17 protein-coding genes are annotated in these 18,165 nt (G+C 62.4%); 7 read left to right on the forward strand and 10 right to left on the reverse strand.

Going from position 1 to position 18,165, the window contains the following annotated elements; all coding sequences use genetic code 11:
• Positions 1-90: 90 nt before the first annotated feature.
• The 5 genes from ACD590_RS02520 to ACD590_RS02540 all read right to left on the reverse strand — a co-directional run bounded on the left by ACD590_RS02520 (position 91) and on the right by ACD590_RS02540 (position 5,547).
• Complete coding sequence (locus ACD590_RS02520; protein ID WP_439002078.1) at positions 91-957, reverse strand: DUF937 domain-containing protein; 867 nt, start codon at positions 955-957, stop codon at positions 91-93.
• A gap of 242 nt (positions 958-1,199) precedes the next feature.
• A complete protein-coding gene (locus tag ACD590_RS02525; RefSeq protein WP_439002079.1) occupies positions 1,200-2,573 on the reverse strand; it encodes a glutamate--cysteine ligase in 1,374 nt (457 codons plus the stop codon).
• Positions 2,574-2,720: 147 nt separating this feature from the next.
• Entirely contained in the window at positions 2,721-3,458 is a 738-nt protein-coding gene (locus ACD590_RS02530) for a 16S rRNA (uracil(1498)-N(3))-methyltransferase (protein ID WP_131704181.1), read from the reverse strand.
• Between the two features lie 17 nt (positions 3,459-3,475).
• Entirely contained in the window at positions 3,476-4,972 is a 1,497-nt protein-coding gene (locus ACD590_RS02535; protein WP_439002080.1) for an inorganic phosphate transporter, read from the reverse strand.
• A gap of 62 nt (positions 4,973-5,034) precedes the next feature.
• A complete protein-coding gene (locus ACD590_RS02540; protein WP_113542636.1) occupies positions 5,035-5,547 on the reverse strand; it encodes an NUDIX hydrolase in 513 nt (170 codons plus the stop codon).
• A 234-nt stretch (positions 5,548-5,781) separates the two neighbouring features.
• Here ACD590_RS02540 and ACD590_RS02545 point away from each other — a divergent pair, with 234 nt between their 5' ends.
• The gene (locus tag ACD590_RS02545; RefSeq protein ID WP_439002081.1) at positions 5,782-6,693 is read left to right on the forward strand and encodes a LysR substrate-binding domain-containing protein; all 912 of its coding nucleotides are present in this window, start codon (positions 5,782-5,784) and stop codon (positions 6,691-6,693) included.
• Between the two features lie 155 nt (positions 6,694-6,848).
• On the forward strand, positions 6,849-8,006 hold the full coding sequence (locus ACD590_RS02550; protein ID WP_439002082.1) for an adenosylhomocysteinase: 1,158 nt from the start codon (positions 6,849-6,851) through the stop codon (positions 8,004-8,006).
• 19 nt (positions 8,007-8,025) lie between these two features.
• Here the strand turns inward: ACD590_RS02550 and ACD590_RS02555 are convergent, their stop codons facing one another.
• On the reverse strand, positions 8,026-9,021 hold the full coding sequence (locus tag ACD590_RS02555) for a zinc-dependent alcohol dehydrogenase family protein (protein ID WP_427147079.1): 996 nt from the start codon (positions 9,019-9,021) through the stop codon (positions 8,026-8,028).
• A gap of 138 nt (positions 9,022-9,159) precedes the next feature.
• Here ACD590_RS02555 and ACD590_RS02560 point away from each other — a divergent pair, with 138 nt between their 5' ends.
• On the forward strand, positions 9,160-10,011 hold the full coding sequence (locus ACD590_RS02560; RefSeq protein WP_439002083.1) for a LysR family transcriptional regulator: 852 nt from the start codon (positions 9,160-9,162) through the stop codon (positions 10,009-10,011).
• A 13-nt stretch (positions 10,012-10,024) separates the two neighbouring features.
• Here ACD590_RS02560 and ACD590_RS02565 read toward each other — a convergent pair whose 3' ends face one another.
• Positions 10,025-10,921, reverse strand: a complete 897-nt coding sequence (locus ACD590_RS02565; protein WP_018244949.1) for a LysR family transcriptional regulator — start codon at positions 10,919-10,921, stop codon at positions 10,025-10,027.
• A gap of 161 nt (positions 10,922-11,082) precedes the next feature.
• On the opposite strand from ACD590_RS02565, the gene ACD590_RS02570 reads away from it, so the two are divergent.
• The 4 genes from ACD590_RS02570 (at position 11,083) to ACD590_RS02585 (ending at position 15,580) form a co-directional block, all read left to right on the forward strand.
• Complete coding sequence (locus ACD590_RS02570) at positions 11,083-12,522, forward strand: FAD-linked oxidase C-terminal domain-containing protein (protein ID WP_018449400.1); 1,440 nt, start codon at positions 11,083-11,085, stop codon at positions 12,520-12,522.
• Positions 12,519-13,718, forward strand: coding sequence for a glycolate oxidase subunit GlcE (glcE, locus tag ACD590_RS02575; protein ID WP_439002084.1), 1,200 nt, complete (start codon positions 12,519-12,521; stop codon positions 13,716-13,718). Before ACD590_RS02570 ends, glcE begins: the two co-directional genes overlap by 4 nt.
• A 68-nt stretch (positions 13,719-13,786) precedes the next feature.
• Entirely contained in the window at positions 13,787-15,097 is a 1,311-nt protein-coding gene (glcF, locus tag ACD590_RS02580; protein WP_439002085.1) for a glycolate oxidase subunit GlcF, read from the forward strand.
• A 42-nt stretch (positions 15,098-15,139) separates the two neighbouring features.
• Complete coding sequence (locus ACD590_RS02585; protein ID WP_026231136.1) at positions 15,140-15,580, forward strand: hypothetical protein; 441 nt, start codon at positions 15,140-15,142, stop codon at positions 15,578-15,580.
• Positions 15,581-15,599: 19 nt separating this feature from the next.
• On the opposite strand, the gene ACD590_RS02590 is transcribed toward ACD590_RS02585, so the two are convergent.
• From ACD590_RS02590 to ACD590_RS02600, 3 genes are all read right to left on the reverse strand, one after another.
• Entirely contained in the window at positions 15,600-16,274 is a 675-nt protein-coding gene (locus tag ACD590_RS02590; RefSeq protein ID WP_018244954.1) for an outer membrane protein, read from the reverse strand.
• Positions 16,275-16,397: 123 nt separating this feature from the next.
• A complete protein-coding gene (locus tag ACD590_RS02595; RefSeq protein WP_439002086.1) occupies positions 16,398-17,090 on the reverse strand; it encodes a L,D-transpeptidase in 693 nt (230 codons plus the stop codon).
• 240 nt (positions 17,091-17,330) lie between these two features.
• Positions 17,331-18,080, reverse strand: a complete 750-nt coding sequence (locus tag ACD590_RS02600) for a L,D-transpeptidase (protein ID WP_018449395.1) — start codon at positions 18,078-18,080, stop codon at positions 17,331-17,333.
• Positions 18,081-18,165: the final 85 nt, after the last annotated feature.

Genomic DNA, 18,165 nt, shown 5'->3' on the forward strand with positions numbered 1-18,165 from the left:
CTTTGTGCATCTTTCCAGACGCGCAAAGGACGCTGCAATATTATGGATTTGCGCGAATTCCTTTCCGAAAATCGATTCCGACTTTCGGGGTTATTCGCTGGTCTCAGAGGAGGACTTCGGCCGATAGGTTTCGAAGATCGCTTCCAGGTTCCTCTGATAGTTCTTCTGCACCTCCAGCCCGCTGTCGAACATGGCGTTTAGGATTTCGGTATAGCTGTCGGTATTGATCTTCGCCTCTTCCTTCGGCGCCTCCGGTGCCTTGGTCTTAGTCTGGGCCGCCGGCTGCTGGCCAAGCCCGCCCATCATCTCCTGGAAAGCCTGGGCGAAGGGATTGTCGAGGAAGGGGTTCGGCTGAGATGTCGCTTCCGGCTTCGGCACCGAAAACATCAGCTGCATCGCCTGCGTGAAGGGATTGTCGAAGATGCTGGGTTCCGGAGCTGTCCTCGGCTTCGGCGCAAAGCCGGTGCTTTCCAGCCATTTCTGGATGGTCTCGTTCATCGCGGTGTTGACGAAGGGGTTGACCGGCGAGGCCATCTGGCCGGTCGTCTGCTTGAAGAGCCCGCCCATCAGCGTATCGGCCAGCACCGGCAGCATCCGTTTGTAGATATCCTGACCGATGCCGGTCATCTGTGCGGCCTGGGCGGCGACCGCGCGCGAAACCTCCTTCGAGCCGAAGAGTTGGGCAAGGATGTTGTTGCCGTCGGAAATACCCTCCGGCGTGAAAGCCCGGTTCATATCCTCGAAATATCGCGCGTAATTGCCGGAGGAGACCGCCTGCATCAGCCCGACGAAATCATAGGGATTGCTGGTGCTGCGTTTCAGCCCGGCGGAAAAGGCCGGCATCAGCGCCGCCATCGCCTTCGTCGCCTGTTCTTGCGCGAGGTTGAACTGCCGGGCGATCGCCTCCATCGCCGCGCCGTTCTGCGCCTGCATCATCATGTCGAAGAGTGGCAGCATGGAAGTCCCTTTCCCCGGGTCGTGACGCGTTGTAACGCCACTATAACCGGAAATGGCAATGCGCAAACTGCTTTTTGCCATAAGAACTTAGGGAGGAATTTATCGAGAGCATGCGACCAAGGCTCCAGCGGCCGGTCGGTGGAGCACCACGTTGCCGGCCTTCGTTTCCGCCGCTCGGAGACAGTCGAAAATAGGGGCTGTCAGAGCGATTCCGGTAAAACCGGAACCGCTTTGGGTCGGACTCAGTACTGATAGTCCTCGAAGACCGGCTCCACGGAACCGTGCCAGCGGCCGTGATAGAGCGAAAGCAGATCCTCGGCCAGCGTCGCCTTCTTGGCGAGCACCTCGTCGAGCGGCGCCAGGAAGATGCACTCGTCCTGGCCTTCCCGGTTGAGCTTGCCGCGCGCCTTGAGACCGGCCCTTGATATGCCGACCACCTCGCGCGCCATGTCGAAGAGCGGATGTCCGCGAAATTGCGCCTTCAGCCCTTCGGCGGGAACGGCATTGCGCAGGGCGCTGATCTCGGCAAAGCTCCAATCCTTCGTCAGTTCGTCGGCAGCCTCGAGTGCCGCATCATCGTAGAGCAGGCCGACCCAGAAGGCCGGCAGCGCACAGATGCGTCGCCACGGGCCGCCGTCGGCGCCGCGCATTTCGAGGAAACGCTTCAACCGCACGTCGGGAAAGAGTGTCGAAAGATGGTTCGTCCAGTCACCCATCGTCGGCGCCGGATCGGCGACCTCGCCCTTCAATGCGCCGTTCATGAACTGGCGGAAGGTGACATGGGTACAGTCGTGATAGTGGCCGTCGCGGACGATGAAATACATCGGCGCGTCGAGCGCCCATTCGGCATAGTCGCGGAAGCCGAAGTCGTCGCGGAAGGTGAAGTCGAGCAGGCCGGCGCGCCGGTTGTCGACGTCGCGCCAGATATCGCCGCGCCAGGAGAGCAGCCCGTTCGGCTTGCCCTCGGTGAAGGGCGAGGATGCAAACAGAGCGGTCGCCAGCGACTGCAGCTTCATCGAGACGCGCATTTTCTTGCGCATGTCGGCTTCCGAGGAGAAGTCGAGGTTCACCTGGATCGTGCAGGTGCGGTACATCATGTCGAGACCCTGGGTGCCGACCTTCGGCATATAGCGGGTCATGATCTCGTAGCGTGATTTCGGCATCTGCGGGGTTTCCGCATAGGTCCATTTCGGACTGCCGCCGATGCCGAGGAAGCGGATACCCATCGGCTCGGCGATTTCGCGCAGCGTCGCCAGATGCTGGTTCGATTCCTTGCAGGTCTCGTGGATCGTCTCCAGCGGTGCGCCGGAGAGTTCGAACTGGCCGCCAGGCTCGATCGAGATCGCGCCCATGCCGTGCTGCTCGGCAAGGCCGATGATGTTGCCGCCGTCGGTGATCGGCTCCCAGCCGCTTTTTTTCTGCAGGCCGCTCAAAAGGGCCGAAATGCTGGCATCGCCGAAATAGGGAACCGGGCTGTTGTCGGCGCGGAAGAAGGCGAATTTCTCGTGTTCGGTGCCGATCCGGAAGCGCTCCCGCGGCTTGTTGCCCGCGGCGATATAATCGGTCAAATCCTGGACCGAAGAGAGCGGTGTCTGGTCGGTAGTGTCGCGGGCCATGCGGGATACCTGTATTCAAAAAGGCGCCCAGGGGGCCGGGCAGTTGGAAGGGTGATTAGGACCCAAGCCACCCATGTTGCAAGTGAAATTGTTTCAACGACGCATCAAAAAAATAACAGCGATTTCCATGTCAACCCGTTTTCGACCTTAGTTCCAGTCGCCGATCGCCGCCTGGACCACCGCCAAGGCCGCAACGGCTGCCGTATCGGCCCGCAGGATGCGCGGTCCGAGCGGAATGGCGGTGACGAAATCGAGGCTTCGAAGCCGCGCCCGTTCCTCTTCCGAAAAGCCGCCTTCCGGTCCGACGAGCAGAGCGAGATGTCTCTCCTTGATCGCTGACAGCACCGGCAGCGGGTTCTGCCCGGCATCGCCCTCGTCGCAATAGATGATGCGGCGCTCGCTTGGCCAGCGATCGAGCAAGTCGAGAAGTCTCACCGGCTCGGCCACATCGGGAATGCCGAGAATGCCGCATTGTTCCGCCGCTTCGACGACATTGGCGCGCAGCTTGTCGAGACTGGTGATCTTGCCCTGGACGTGCTGGGTCATGACCGGCTGGAGCAGGCCCGCCCCCATTTCGACCGCCTTCTGCACGAGATAGTCCATGCGGCCGACCTTGAGCGGCGCAAAGAGATAATGCAGGTCGCAAGGCTGCGGCTGCGGCCGCGTCTCTTCGGTAGCCGTCAGCTGAATGCGTTTGCGTGTGGGGAAGGAGAGGGTAGCCTTCCACTCGCCGTCGCGGCCGTTGAAGAGCAGGATCGCCCCACCTTCCTCCATCCTCAGCACATTGGCGAGATAGTTGAACTGATCGGCATTTGCCTCCACGATGGCACCGCTGGAAAGCGGCGCCTCAACGTAAAGCCGTTGCATACGGAAATTGGCGCGCATTCGAAAAACTCGAGACCTCAGACGAAGAGCGCGAACATAACCCAATAAATCATTGCCGCAAGCGCTGCCGAAACCGGCACGGTGACGATCCAGGCGGCGATGATCGTCATGAAATGCGAACGGCGCACGAGATAACGCCGCCGCGTCTCGTGGATATTCGGCTCTTCCGGCTCGTCGATATCAAAGCTCTCGGCCTTGCGCCTGATATAGGCGATGCGACGCTTCGAGTGGCGCGTGTACCATTCACGGAAGAATCCGACGCCGAAAACGGAGCCGACGGCGATATGTGTGGTGCTAACCGGCAGGCCGAGCCAGGAGGCGACGATGACGGTAAAGGCGGTCGACAGCGCGACGCAATAGGCCCGCATCGGATTGAGCTTGGTGATCTCCTCGCCGACGAGGCGGATGAGGCGCGGCCCGAAGAGCAGCAGGCCGACGGAGATGCCGAAGGCGCCGATCAGCATCACCCAGAGCGGCGGATGCCCGATGCCGCCGCCGCCAATGCCGACCGAATGGACGATCGCCGACAGCGGCCCGACCGCGTTCGAAACGTCGTTTGCGCCATGTGCGAAGGACAGCAGCGCCGCAGAGCCGATCAGCGGCAACCGGAACAGCGTCCGCAGCGAGCTGTTGCGGTTTTCGAGAGCCCGCGCTTGGGCAAGAAGGAGCGGCCGGGCGGCAAGCCAGCTTACCAGCCCGATGCCGATCCCGATGAGGAGGACGGTCAGCGGCGGGAACCTGCCCGGGGGCGACAGCTGCAGCACCATATAAGCCATGAAGCCGCCGGCCATCACCGCGACCAGCACCGGCACCCAGCGCTGCGCGGCCGCGATCTTGTCGTCGCGATAGATGATCAGCGTCTTGACGAGATAGAGCAGCCCGGCAGCGATCAGCCCGCCGATCAGTGGCGAGGTGATCCAGCTCGAGGTGATCTCCAGCATCACCCGCCAGTTCACCGGTTCCGGCCCGACGGCTGAGATGCCGGCCCCGATCACCGCCCCGACGATCGCATGGGTGGTGGAAACCGGCGCGTTCATCCAGGTTGCGAGGTTGATCCAGAGGGCCGCCGCCATCAGCGCCGCCATCATGATCCAGCCAAGCAGCACCGGCGGCACCTGGACGGCGTCGACGATGTTTGCCGAAATCGTCTTGACGACCTCGCCGCCGGCGACCGTGGCGCCAAGAACTTCGAAAATCGCAGCGATGACCAGTGCCTGGCCCATCGTCATGGCACGCGCTCCGACGGCAGCACCAACATTGTTGGTCACGTCATTGGCGCCGATGTTCATCGCCATGTAGCCGGCAAGGGCCGCCGCTGCCACGACGAGCATCGCTCCCGGCCGGTCGAACACATAGACGCCAGCAAAGAGCATGACGAGACCGACGAAAATCAATCCGAGGCCAGGCGCCACCAGCCGTCGCAAAACATGCTTCGCCACGTCCTCGGCATGGGTGATCTTGTCGAGGTCCTTGTCGAGCGTACGTTTCGTGAGGACTGCGGGACGTGGCGGCATTCTTTTTCCTGAGGATGACTCTGCTTCTACGCTGCTTTCTTAGCAGTGCAAGATGGCAGGATTCATTCCGCCGGAATTTGCTTTGCCGCTCCGGTCGAAAGCCGATCGGTCATCGTCCGCTTGAAGGCGAGCAAGAGGTGCCGGAGCTCCGGTTCACGCACGCGCCCTGCCGCCTCGTCGAACGAGACCCATTCAATGCGGCGCTCGCCTTTTTCCTTGAAGTTCTTTGCCATGTCGGTGACTTCAAGCGCATAGACCTGCACCTTGCAGATCACCTGTACCCCGTCGCGCAGCACCTTCGAATAGCTGTAGGCGCCAAGCGTTTCCGTTTCGACTACGCCGCGGACGCCGGCTTCCTCGAAGGCCTCCTGCATCGCGACCTCATGGGCGCATTTGCGCGTCATCGGCCAGCCCTTGGGAATGACCCAGCGGCCGGTGTCGCGGCTCGTCATCAACAGCACCTCGACCTCGCCGCTCTTCTTCTTTACCCGGTAGCAGAGCGCACCATATTGCTGTCGCGGCGGGCGCCGGAACATCAGTTGCACATCGGAAGCCAGTCGGGCGAAAAGAGTCAATGGTCGGGTCACCTTCACAGTCGTCGTTAGGAATCACTCATATACGTATATCACGGAAAGCTTACGCAATTCAAAAAGGCGCAGCACGACTCGAAACGCGATTTGATCGCCGTTCATAGGGGAAATCGAGGTGGGACAGGTTCGGAAAATCCGTCACACCCTGTCTCGAATGCGTCACATTGCACAGCTGTACAATATGGCGTGATCTTGCCTTTCGTTCAATGGCGAGATTTAGTGATCCACTATGATCTGGTGAATGTCGTCCTCATGCGTCTTCCATCGCTCAATGCCATCCGCGCCTTCGAGGCCGTCTGCCGTCATGGCAGCATTCTGAAGGCTGCCGAAGAGCTGAATGTGGTGCGCGGCGCCGTACGCCAGCAGATCGCCACGCTGGAGAATCACTTCGGCCGCAAGCTCTTCACACGTGACGGCCGCAGGCTCGTCCCGACCCTGCAGGCCCGGGCTTTTGCCGAAGCTTCGGGTGCGGCTTTCGACATCCTGCAGCGTGCTGCTTTTGAGCTCGACGGGACTGCGGCGAACCGCATCCGTCTCGGCGTGCCCTCCGCCTTCGCAGTCTGGTGGCTGATGCCGCGTGTCGCAGCGATGCAGGCAAGTCTCGGCGACACGGCGGTCGACATCATGCCGATGACCATCGTCGAACCGTTGCAGATGCACCCAGAATTGGACGCTGTGATCATGGGCGGTGAATATCGTCCTGCCGCGGGCATCACTGCCCTGCGATTCATGGAGGACGAGTTCGGCCCGGTCGCCACGCCTTCGCTTGCCGCGACACTATTGCGCGACCCGGTGGCGATGGGCGCGCTGACGATGCTCGCCAGCCGCAGCGTTCCGAAGCTCTGGGAAGAATGGTTTGCCGAAAGCGGCACGCCGCCGGTCGTCTTTTCCCGCGCCCAAGAATTCGAGGATCTGCTGCTGGCCCTGGCTGCCGCCCGCTCCGGGCTTGGCATCGCACTTGCCCCGCGTGCCTCGATCGAGGACGATCTCAAGCGCGGGCATCTGGTCGCGCCCTACGGCTTCATTTCCCGGCCATCGGGTTATAGCTTCTGCTGCCGCATGCCGGATGCGAAACGGCCAGCCTTCGCGGCCCTGTCCGGTTGGCTGCTTCGCTGCGGGACACCGGCCTGAAAGAGCAGATTTTCTGCCCCTTCGCCAGAATTACTTCCATATCGGCCGCCTCGTCGCTCCGCTAAAGCAATTCCAGCAAAAGTGTGCAGCGGTTTTGCGTCCGGAATTGCGCAAACCCCAGAAACCGCACGAACACGGAATTGGGAAGAGAGATGATGGAAAAGAGCGCAACCCGCATCGACTGGATCGGCAACAGCTGCAGGCTGCTCAAGGCGACGGCCGCCGAATTCGAGCGGACGCGTCCTTTCGAGGGCCTGTCGATCGGCACCGGCATTCATCTGGAGCCGAAGACGGTGGCGCTGTTGACGACGCTTCGCGCCGGCGGCGCGCGTCTTGTCTGCACCGGCAATCTCAACAGCACCCAGCCTTCGACAGTCGAGTTCCTGCGCTCGCAGGGCATCACGGTTTTCGCGACGCAGACGACGGATCCGGCCGCTCACCATCAGAACCTCGAAGCGGTCATTGCCGAAAAGCCGGATCTGCTGCTCGACAATGGCGGTGATCTCTTCGCCATCGCGGCGGAAAAACCCTACGCCAATCTCCGCGGCGGCACCGAGGAGACCACCTCGGGCCGTACGCGCCTGCTGCCGCTGCGCGCGCGGCTGAACATGCCGATCCTCGTCATCAACGACAGCCCGATCAAACAATTCGCCGAAAACAGGCATGCCGTCGGCCAGAGCCTGTTCGAAAGCTATCTGCGCTTCACCAACCGCTCCACCAACGGCAAACGCGTGACGGTGTTCGGCTACGGTGCTTGCGGCAAGGGCACGGCCACCTGTTTCCGCAATGCCTTTTCAACCGTCAGTGTCGTCGATATCAATCCGGTGACGACGCTCGAAGCCCATCTCGATGGTTTCGTCACGCCGCTGCGCGATGCAGCGATCCGCTCGGCCGATATCATCGTCACCGTCACAGGTTTTGCCGGCATCGTGACGGCAGCCGACCTGCCGCTCGTCAATGACGGCGCGATCCTGATGAATGGCGGCCATTTCCCGCATGAGATCGATGTCGAAGCCTTCCGTCGCCATCCCGATGTCACCGGCACCGACCGCTACGAGGCCGATCATATCGAGACCTTCCATCTCAGCGACGGCCGTTCCTTCCATGTGCTGGGCGGCGGTCACATGACCAATCTCGCCGGTCCTCGGCCGCTCGGCAATACGGTCGAGTCGATGGATCTCGGCTTCACCCTTCAGGCCCGCTGTCTGGAACGTATCGCCAGGGGCGAAGCCGGTCCCCAATCCTGCCTCGTGCCTGTGCCCGCCGATATTGATGCGTTGGTAGCAAACGCCTATCTCGATCTGGCGCGCTAATTCTGCCGACGGATTGAGATCAGTCGATCTCGACGACGAGCTTCCCGTCTGCCTGCCGGTCTTCGATCAGCCGATGTGCCTCATCTGTATCGGCAAGGGTGAAGCGGCGCGGGTCGAGCTTCGGCATCACCTTGCGGGCTTCGACGAGCTTCGTCATCTCCCGCATGATCTCACCATGATGGGCGCGTCCTTCGCCGGTCAGAAGCGGCAGCAGCGTGAAGACGCCGGAATAGGTGGCGGCCTTGAAGGACAGCGGCGCCAGCGCATGGCTTCCCCAGCCAAGGCAGCTCACAACGTGGCCAAACTGGCTGACGGCTCGGAATGCCGTATCGAGCCCCTGGCCGCCGACCGTATCGTAGACCAGATCGAAACCCTTGCCGCCGGTGTGTCTTGCGACATAGGTTTCAACCGTTTCCGCGTCACGATCGATCGGCGTTGCGCCAAGGCCGGTGAGATAATCCGTTTTCGAAGCGCCGTCGACCACATAGACCGCGGCTCCGGCAGCCTTGGCGATCTGTGCGACGATATGGCCGACACCGCCGCCGCCAATCACAAGAACCTTCTGGCCGGCCTTGACCCCGGCGCGGTCGACCAACCCTTCCCAGGCGGTAATTGAGATCAGCGGCAGGGCGGCTGCCTCGCGCATCGACAGGTTTTGCGGCTTCAGCGCCAGCAGACCGGCGTCGACAGCTGCAAATTCGGCAAGCGATCCCTGAATGCCGCCGACCCCGCCGGTCATGCCGTAGACCGAGTCGCCGCGGCGGAAACCGCTGACGCCAGTTCCGATCTCTTCGACGACACCGGCCATATCGATGCCGAGAATGGCGGGAAGCGGATGGCGGGCATGGGCCGCGTTGCCGGCCCGGATCTTGAGATCGAGCGGATTGACGCCGCTTGCCTTAATGCGCACCAGAACCTGGCCTTCGCCGGGCACCGGCTTTGCAATATCGGCGATGCGCAATGGCGAATTCGGCATTTGCGCCAGGAGCGCTTTCATCGTTGATTCTACAGGCATGGAACTCTCCTTCGTTCGCGGTGCGGCGTCTGCAGGGGCACCGCAATTGGCGTGGAAGAAAGATGGTTCATTGAAACGCGAATGAAAATGAAAGATAACGACTGAAGCCCATGCATTTTTGTTTGACGGATGCGAGCGATGGAATGGAGCGACCTCAAGCTGTTTCTGGCCATCGCCCGGTTCGGCACGCTGGGGGCAGCAGCCCGCAGCCTCGGGCTGACGCAGCCGACGATGGGCAGGCGGCTGCGTGTCCTTGAAGCCTCTCTCGGCCAGACGCTTTTTCAGCGCACGGCTGATGGCTTCGTGCTGACCGACGAAGGCACAGCGGTGTTCGCCGGCGCTGAACGCATCGAGGAGGAGGCGCTCGCCATGGAGCGCGTCCTTGCCGGCGGCAGCCGTCAGCTCGATGGATTTCTCAGGCTATCCTCATCCGACTGGTTCGGCGCGCATGTGCTTTCGCCGGTGCTGGCGGAATTCTCACAAGTCCATCCGAAGGTAGAGATCGAATTGCTGACCGACAGCCGGCTTCTCAACCTGTCGCGACGCGAAGCCGACCTCGTCTTCCGCATCCGACCTTTCACGGAAGCGGAGATCATATCGCGCAAGCTCATCCATATCGAATACGGCCTTTACATCAGACGCGGCGCGCAGCACCCCGAAGCCGGCGACGGCACGGGCGCCCGCCTCATCACCATGGACGAGGCTTTTGGCGACATGCCGGATGTCGGCTGGCTGCAACGCCTGTTGCCGCGGGCCGACATCGTCATGCGCAGCAACAGCCGCGACGTGCAGGCGGCGCTCTGTGCCAATGGAGCCGGGCTCGCCGTCCTGCCGCGGCCGCTTGGCGATTCGCATGCCGCCATCGAACTGGTCGATCTCGGTGAACCGACGCCGGGCCGCGACACCTGGGTCGGCTATCACCGCGACATGAAGCGCCTGGCGCGGCTGCGCGCCCTGCTGGATCTCGTCATCGAGAGATTGGCGCGCTGAACCGGCGCTGCCATCAGCGCTCCCAATAGGGGACGGGACCGTAAAGCTCTGCCAGATAGTCGATGAACAGCCGCACCTTGGCCGGCAGGAACTGCCGGCTGGGATAGACGGCCGACAGCGCGACATTGTGCGAGCCCTCATAGGCCGGCAGCACCTGCACCAGCCGGCCTGCCTTGAGCTCTTCGCCGATATCCCAGGTGGAGCGCAACGCGATCCCGAGGCCGGCGATGACAGCCTCGCGGATCACCTCGCTGGAATTGGTGATCAGCATGCCTTCCGGCCTGAGACTCAGCGCCCCGTCCGGCCCGTTCAGCCGCCAGGTGTCGTTATTGTGGGCCGGCAGGCAGCGGTGGTGTTTCAGCTCTTCGATATGCTTCGGCTCGCCATGCGCTGCAAGGTAGTCCGGTGAAGCGCAGAGCAGCCGGCGTACCGGCGCCAGACGGCGGGCAACGAGGCTCGAATCGGTAAGTTCGGCGATGCGGATCGCCAGATCGAAGCCGCCGCCGACGATGTCGCTGAATTCGTCGGTCAGCACCAGGTTGATCGCAAGCTCCGGATGCGCCTCCATGAAATCTTTCAGATGCGGCGCGATATGCATGCGCCCGAAGGAGGTCGGGGCCGAGATCTTCAGCGTGCCGTGCATCTGCGCCGAGCGGCCTGAGATATAAAATTCTGCCTCCTCCAGCCCGGCGAGAATGCCGAGAACGCGGTCGTAGAAGCCCTGTCCGGCTTCCGTCAGCGAGATCTGCCGCGTCGTGCGCTGTAAAAGCCGGGTACCCAGCCGGTCTTCCAGCCGCTTGATCCGTTTGGAGACGACGGCTGGGGAAAAGCCGAGCGCACGCCCGGCGAGCGACATGCTGCCTGTCGAAACGACCTTGGCAAAGATTTCGAGATCACCCAGATTGGTCATAAGGTTTAGTGACTTTTTCCCCTTTTGGCATAAGTGCTTAGCATTTGCGCCACTTTCGGGAAAGTGCTAAGCCGGTCTATCGGCGGCAGGGAGGTTCGCGGCCGGTTTCCGCTGTCATCTTCCCGCTGTCATTCCCCCTCGTCAGGGCCAGGGAGAGCGCCATGTCCGACGCCATTTCGTTTCTCAGCCCCCGCGCCGACGTGCTGGCGCGCCGAGCCCAGATCGTTGCCGATCTGACCGATCTTCTGCCGCCGGAATGCCTGGTGCATGAGGCGCGCGAGCTGGTACCGTTCGAGACCGACGCCTTTGTGTCCTATCGTCGCCTGCCGCTCGCCGTTGCCCTGCCGCGCACCACGGCTGAGGTTTCGGCCGTCATGCGTTATTGCCATCGCTACGGCATTCCCGTCGTGCCGCGCGGCGCCGGCACCTCGCTCTCCGGCGGCGCCATCCCGCAGGAGGATGCCGTCGTGCTCGGCCTGTCGAAGATGAACAGCATCCTCGAAATCGATCTGCCGAACCGCGTCGCCGTGGTCCAGGCCGGCGTGACCAATCTCAATATCTCCGAATCCGTCTCCGCGGACGGCTTTTTCTATGCGCCTGATCCGAGTTCGCAGCTTGCCTGCACCATCGGCGGCAATATCGGCATGAATTCCGGCGGCGCTCACTGTCTGAAATATGGCGTCACCACCAACAATCTGCTCGGCGTCAGGATGGTGCTGGTCGACGGCACGGTGATCGAGCTTGGCGGCAAGGCGCTGGATGCGGCAGGCTATGATCTGCTCGGCCTCGTCTGCGGCCATGAAGGCCAGCTCGGCATCGTCACCGAGGCGACGGTGCGGTTGATCGCCAAGCCGGAAGGCGCGCGCCCCGTGCTCTTCGGCTTCGAGAACTCGGAAGAGGCCGGCGCCTGCGTTGCCGATGTCATTGCCGCTGGCATTATCCCGGTGGCGATCGAATTCATGGACAAGCCGGCGATCGAGATCTGCGAAGCCTTCGCCCATGCCGGATACCCCCTCGATGTCGGTGCGCTTTTGATCGTCGAGGTCGAGGGGTCGGAAGCGGAGATGGACGCCACGCTGAAGGACATCGTCGAGATCGCCCGCCGGCACGCTGTCAAGACCGTGCGCGAATGTCAGTCGGCAACCGAGGCGGCATTGATCTGGAAGGGCCGCAAATCCGCCTTTGGCGCCACCGGCCGCATCGCCGACTATATCTGCATGGACGGCACCGTGCCGCTCAGCCAGCTCTCCCACGTGCTGAAAAGAACCGCCGAGATCGTCGATCATTACGGCCTGCGCGTCGCCAACGTCTTCCATGCCGGCGACGGCAATATGCATCCGCTGATCCTCTTCAACGCCAACGATCCAGAGGATGCCGCCCGCGCCGAGGCGGCTGGCAACGATATTCTGAGGCTCTGCGTCGATGCCGGCGGCTGCCTTACCGGCGAACATGGCGTCGGCATCGAGAAGCGCGACCTGATGCGTCACCAATATTCGGAGACCGACCTCGCCCAGCAGATGGCAGCGCGTGCCGCCTTCGATCCCGGCTGGCTCCTCAATCCGTCGAAGGTCTTCCCGCTCGAAGGGCGCCCCGCCGCATGATCGATCTGATGCCGACGAGCGAGGAAGAGGCCGCAGTGATCGTCCGCGCCCATGCGCAGAGCGGCCGGCCGCTCGTGATCTGCGGCGGCAATACCCGCTCGGGCTTCGGCAATGCCGTTGCTGCCCCGGACCGGCTGCGCTCGACCGGGCTTACCGGCATCGTCGCCTATAATCCCGGCGAAATGGTCATGACGGTCCGATCCGGCACGCCACTTGCCGAGGTCGAAGCGGCACTTCAGGAAAGTGGCCAAATGCTCGCCTTCGAGCCGATGGATCATCGTCCCGTGATGGGCACATCCGGCGGGCCGACCATCGGCGGCGTCTTCGCTACCAATGTCTCCGGTCCGCGCCGGCTGATCGCGGGTGCTGCCCGCGACAGCCTGCTCGGGGTGCGATTCGTCAACGGCAGGGGTGAGATCATCAAGGCCGGCGGCCGAGTGATGAAGAATGTCACCGGCCTCGATCTCGCCAAGCTGATCGCCGGCTCGCATGGCACGTTGGGTTTCCTCACCGAAGTCACCTTCCGTGTGCCGCCGCGCCCGAAGACGGAGCGGACGGTGGTGCTATCGGACCTCAACGACGCCGAGGCGGCAAACGCTATGGCGGCGGCGATGGCGCTGCCGGTCGAAGTCTCAGGTGCCGCGCATCTGCCCTTGACGGTGACGTGGAAATTCCTCGCCGGCAAATTGCCCGAGGGCGAAGCGACGGTTCTGCGCATCGAAGGCCTGCCGGGCTCGGTCGACGTACGCATCGAAAAGCTTGCCGCGGCAATGTCGGCCTTCGCCACGGTCACGCGGCTGGAGCAGCCGGAAAGTCATAAGCTCTGGCAGGAAATTCGTGACGTGCTGCCTTATGCCGACGGCACGGCGCGGCCGGTCTGGCGCGTCTCGGTCGCCCCCGGCACCGGCCATCAGCTGGTCGCCGCACTCCGCCTCGAAGCCGCCGTCGACGCCTTCTACGACTGGCAGGGTGGCCTCGTCTGGATGCGCATGGAGGCAGGCCCAGAAGCCGAACTGGTTCGTCGCTATATCAAGGCGCTCGGCGGCGGCCATGCGACGCTGATCCGTGCATCGGATGAGGCGAGGGCGGTCACATCAGCCTTCCATCCCGAGCCCGAGGCGGTGGTGATGCTGTCACGGCGGGTGAAGGAAAAGTTCGATCCGGCCGGCATATTCAATCCGGGGAAGATGGGGTGAGGGACAAGATGGATCCGTGTCTCCCTATCTCCAGCAAAACCTCCAATACCCGTGGGGGATCCCGCTAGATGCAAACCAACTTCACCCTGACCCAGCTCCTCGATCCCGATGTCGCCGAATCCGAGCAGATCCTGCGCAAATGTGTCCATTGCGGTTTCTGCACCGCCACCTGTCCCACCTATGTGACGCTCGGCAACGAGCTCGACAGCCCGCGCGGCCGCATCTACCTGATCAAGGATATGCTGGAAAACGGCCGCCCCGCCGATACCGAGGTCGTCACCCATATCGACCGCTGTCTTTCCTGCCTTGCCTGCGTCACTACCTGTCCCTCCGGCGTCGATTACATGCATCTGGTCGATCACGCCCGCGCCCATATCGAAAAGACCTACAAGCGCCCGTTCATGAACCGGCTAACGCGCGCCATCCTTGCCGCCGTGCTGCCCTATCCCGGCCGCTTCCGCCTGGCGCTAAATCTCGCTCGCCTCGGCCGGCCCTTCGCCGGTCTGATGCGGGGTGGCGCGCTGAAACCCTTCGCCGCCATGCTGGCACTTGCGCCGCGCCGCGTGCCCGCAGCTTCGGACTTCGCAAAACCCGGCACGCATCGGCCCGAAACGGAACGGCGCGGCCGAGTGGCGATCCTTTCCGGCTGCGCCCAGCCGGTGCTTGATCCCGGCATCAACGCGGCAGCGATCCGGCTGTTGACGCGGCTCGGCGTCGAGGTCGTGGTTCCGGAAGGCGAGGTCTGTTGCGGCTCGCTGGTCCATCACATGGGCCGCGCCGAACAGGCGCTCGCCAGTGCACGCGCCAATGTCGATATCTGGACGCGCGAGATCGAGGGGCAGGGTCTCGACGCGATCATCATCACCGCCTCGGGCTGCGGCACGACGATCAAGGATTACGGCCACATGCTGCGCCTCGATCCCGCCTATGCTGCAAAGGCGGCCAGGGTCTCGGCGCTCGCCAAGGACGTCACCGAATATCTCGCCACCCTCGACCTGCCGGCACACATGCCGAACGGCATCACGGTCGCTTATCATTCCGCCTGTTCGATGCAGCACGGGCAACGGATCACGCTTGCGCCGAAGCAATTGCTGAAAGCGGCGGGCTTTACGCTGCGCGATCCCGCCGAAGGTCATCTTTGCTGCGGCTCTGCCGGCACCTACAACATCATGCAGCCGGAGATCTCGGCTGCGCTGAAGGTGCGCAAGGTCAAGAACATCGAGGCCACCAAGGCCGATGTCATCGCCACCGGCAATATCGGCTGCATCACCCAGATCGCTACCGGCACCGGCATTCCGATCCTGCATACGGTCGAACTGCTCGATTGGGCCTACGGCGGCGCTGTGCCGGAAAAATTAACAGGTTTGCCGTTAGGCTGAAGCTTGCGAAGGCCCGTCGGGCCGGTCTCGGGAGTTTAGACGATGTGGCGGGGAATGATTGTGCTTGCGGGACTGCTCGGTGCGGCAGGCACCGCCCATGCAAATAGCCGTTATTTCTGTTCCGCCGATGACAAGGAAGCACGCTTCACGCTCGAAAGCGGTTTCGAAAGCGATGCCGGCCACAAGCTGAACCATTTCCGCGGCGCGTTGATCGTCAAGGATGAGGCCCAATCGACAGTATTCGGAAAGCGTGTTTTCGAATCGCAGCACCTGACCAATCACTGGTCGCGCGACGGCGAACTGCTTATGGAGGTCTTTGACGGCGGCGGCGACGATACCGACGGAGCAACGCTGGATCTGGTGGTCGTCGCCGGTGAGCGCGGCAAGCCGTCGGCAAATTTCAGCGGCACCTATTCCCTGACGATCGAAGGCGGTGAAAAACCCTATGCCGTCGAGGGCAAGGTCAGCTGCGGCACGAAATAGCACCGCAGCCGAAATTTATTTACCAGTGGAACGATACGCCGACGTTGACGGCATTCGTGAAGATGTTGGTCTTCAGGTCCACGCCGCTGTCGATCGGAACGTCGATGCGCGAATAAGTGCCCTTGTATTCGACGAAGGTCGACCAGCGCTCGGTCACCTTGAAGTCGACGCCGGCCTGGGCCTGCAGCGTCACGCCGCCGAATTCATAAGCCCAGGTCTTACCCTCGGGGCGAATCACTTCAACATGCGGAATGTTCACGCCGATACCGGCGCCGAGATAGGGGGTCCAGCGGCGTGTCGGATCCTGGAAACGGTAGAGACCGTTCACCGTGATCAGGTTCAGGCCGTCGGTGAATTCGAAATGCGACCAGCCGGTCTTGGCCAGCGTATCGTCGTCGGCATAGACTTTGTCATGGGTATAATCGAGCGAAATACCCCAGTTCGGCTTGTTGAAATTCTCGAGCCACCAGGTGACGCGGCCGCCGTAATAAGGCGGGCTGCCGAAGGACTTACCTTCCCAGCCGGCGGTGAAGTGCGTGCCGTCGGACAGATCGACGCCGCTATGCGGCGCGGTCTGGTAGCCGCCGTAGATGGAGAATTGCAGGTCTTCCGCCGAGGCGGAAACTGCCGAACAGATTGTGAAAAACGCGATGCCCGCAAGTACGGAAGCGGAGGAACGCAGCGCATATGTCATTGAATAGCCCCGATATTGCAAATGTGTCGACTCTTAGGCAGGTTTGCCAGCTTTCGGCCTGAAAGTCTAAGCAAAATAAAAGGCGCGTCAAAAAGCGCCTTTCGTTTTTTTTGAAAGTGTTGCTCAGCCGCCAAACATCGTGCGCAGCACGTCGATGCCCCGGTCCTCAAACGCCACATTGCCCTGCCGGTTGCCGGGGCCGATGACGATCACCTTGGTGCCGACAGGCGCGCGATCGTAGAGATGCGTCACATCCTCGTTCATCATCCGGATGCAGCCCGAAGACATGTTGAGGCCGATCGTCCAGGGCTGATTGGTGCCGTGAATACGGAAGATCGTGTCGCGGCCACCCTGGTAGAGATACATGGCGCGGGCGCCGAGCGGATTGTCCTCGCCGCCTTCCTGGAAAGCAGGAATCATGTGTCCTTTGGCGGCTTCGCGGCGGCGCATCTCTGCCGGCGGCGTCCAGGCGGGCCATTCAGCCTTGCGGCCGATCTTGACCACCCCCGACCAGCCGAAGCCGTCGCGGCCGACGCCGATGCCATAGCGGGTGGCGCGGTTGTTGCCCTCGACGAGGTAGAGATATTTGTTGTTGGTGTCGATGATGACGGTGCCGGCGGCTTCCGTCGTTACCAGGCGCACTTTTTTGCGCTTGAACTGCGTCTTCACGTATTTCGGCATCTGCGCCACGCGCACGATCTGCGCCGGGCGTCGTGCATTGTCGGACGCGGGGCCCGCGGGTGCAGCAAAGGCGGATGTAGACATCAAGGACAGGACAAGTCCGGCAGCAGCCAGACCCGGCATTAGTTTGATCATGATCGATTCCCCTCAAGCAAATCCGCCCGAAGCTACATGAACTTCTGCCCGATTCAAGATCGGCGTGGCCGGATACAGCAATTTTGGAGAAGGGGAGCAGGATGTTCTTGCGGCCCCTGCTGCATAATTGATCCTCAAATCGGAATCGACTTAAGAAAAAATTATGCAGTAATTTAAAGGGTCACAGCGCCCTTTGCGGCTCTCGAAAAGACGCGCGGCGCTGTAAGTATTGCGCCGCCGTTACATGACGATGACGCGGGTTCCCACACTGACGCGATCGTAGAGGTCGATGACGTCTTCGTTGCGCAGGCGAATGCAGCCGGAGGAGACGGCGCTGCCGATCGACCAGGGCGCGTTGGTGCCGTGGATGCGGTAAAGCGTCGAGCCGAGATACATGGCGCGCGCGCCGAGCGGGTTTTCCGCCCCGCCGTCCATGCGCGCCGGCAGGTAATGACCCTTGGCGGCCTCGCGGCTGATCATCTCGGAAGGCGGCGTCCAGTCCGGCCATTCGGTCTTGCGGGTGATCTTGTGGGCGCCCGCCCATTCGAAGCCCGGCTTGCCGACGCCGACGCCGTAGCGGCGCGCCTTGCCGCCTTGCATCACCAGATAGAGGAAGCGGTTGTTGGTATCGATGACGATCGTGCCCGGCTTTTCCTGCGTGTCGTAGTCGACCATCTGCGGCAGGTATTGCGGTTCGATCGGATGGCGGATCGACGGGATGCCGGGATTGATCGCCGAAACGGTCTGCGGCGCGGCCTGCGGCGCCTGGCGCAGCACGCGACGCTGGAAAAGGCCGCGCTGCTGCTGGCGGACGACCGGCCGCTGATAGACGACGGGACGAACGGTGCCGCCGCCCAGCTGGTTGATCCAGGGCGCAGTCAGATCGGGGCTGAGCACGACGGGCGGGCGAGTGGCATAGCGGTCGTCTGCAAGGGCGGCCGTGGAGAAAATGCCGAAGAGGGCTGCGGCAAGAACAAGCTGTTTCATCATCGGACGAACTCTCTACAAATGACCGAAAATGCGCTGGCGGGACATGTCCGCCCGGACGGAGATGTTCCGCCCGGCAAAGACGCTG

The sequence above is a fragment of the Rhizobium sp. 862_C5_N1_2 genome (assembly GCF_051811205.1).
GTDB classification, from domain to species: Bacteria; Pseudomonadota; Alphaproteobacteria; order Rhizobiales; family Rhizobiaceae; genus Rhizobium; species Rhizobium leguminosarum.

Coding starts and splice junctions, on each gene's coding strand:
- ACD590_RS02520 (WP_439002078.1), bottom strand. CDS start 957: ATGCTGCCACTCTTCGACATGATGATGCAGGCGCAGAACGGCGCGGCG.
- ACD590_RS02525 (WP_439002079.1), bottom strand. CDS start 2,573: ATGGCCCGCGACACTACCGACCAGACACCGCTCTCTTCGGTCCAGGAT.
- ACD590_RS02530 (WP_131704181.1), bottom strand. CDS start 3,458: ATGCGCGCCAATTTCCGTATGCAACGGCTTTACGTTGAGGCGCCGCTT.
- ACD590_RS02535 (WP_439002080.1), bottom strand. CDS start 4,972: ATGCCGCCACGTCCCGCAGTCCTCACGAAACGTACGCTCGACAAGGAC.
- ACD590_RS02550 (WP_439002082.1), top strand. CDS start 6,849: ATGGAAAAGAGCGCAACCCGCATCGACTGGATCGGCAACAGCTGCAGG.
- ACD590_RS02555 (WP_427147079.1), bottom strand. CDS start 9,021: ATGCCTGTAGAATCAACGATGAAAGCGCTCCTGGCGCAAATGCCGAAT.
- ACD590_RS02560 (WP_439002083.1), top strand. CDS start 9,160: ATGGAATGGAGCGACCTCAAGCTGTTTCTGGCCATCGCCCGGTTCGGC.
- ACD590_RS02565 (WP_018244949.1), bottom strand. CDS start 10,921: ATGACCAATCTGGGTGATCTCGAAATCTTTGCCAAGGTCGTTTCGACA.
- ACD590_RS02570 (WP_018449400.1), top strand. CDS start 11,083: ATGTCCGACGCCATTTCGTTTCTCAGCCCCCGCGCCGACGTGCTGGCG.
- glcE (WP_439002084.1), top strand. CDS start 12,519: ATGATCGATCTGATGCCGACGAGCGAGGAAGAGGCCGCAGTGATCGTC.
- glcF (WP_439002085.1), top strand. CDS start 13,787: ATGCAAACCAACTTCACCCTGACCCAGCTCCTCGATCCCGATGTCGCC.
- ACD590_RS02585 (WP_026231136.1), top strand. CDS start 15,140: ATGTGGCGGGGAATGATTGTGCTTGCGGGACTGCTCGGTGCGGCAGGC.
- ACD590_RS02590 (WP_018244954.1), bottom strand. CDS start 16,274: ATGACATATGCGCTGCGTTCCTCCGCTTCCGTACTTGCGGGCATCGCG.
- ACD590_RS02595 (WP_439002086.1), bottom strand. CDS start 17,090: ATGATCAAACTAATGCCGGGTCTGGCTGCTGCCGGACTTGTCCTGTCC.
- ACD590_RS02600 (WP_018449395.1), bottom strand. CDS start 18,080: ATGATGAAACAGCTTGTTCTTGCCGCAGCCCTCTTCGGCATTTTCTCC.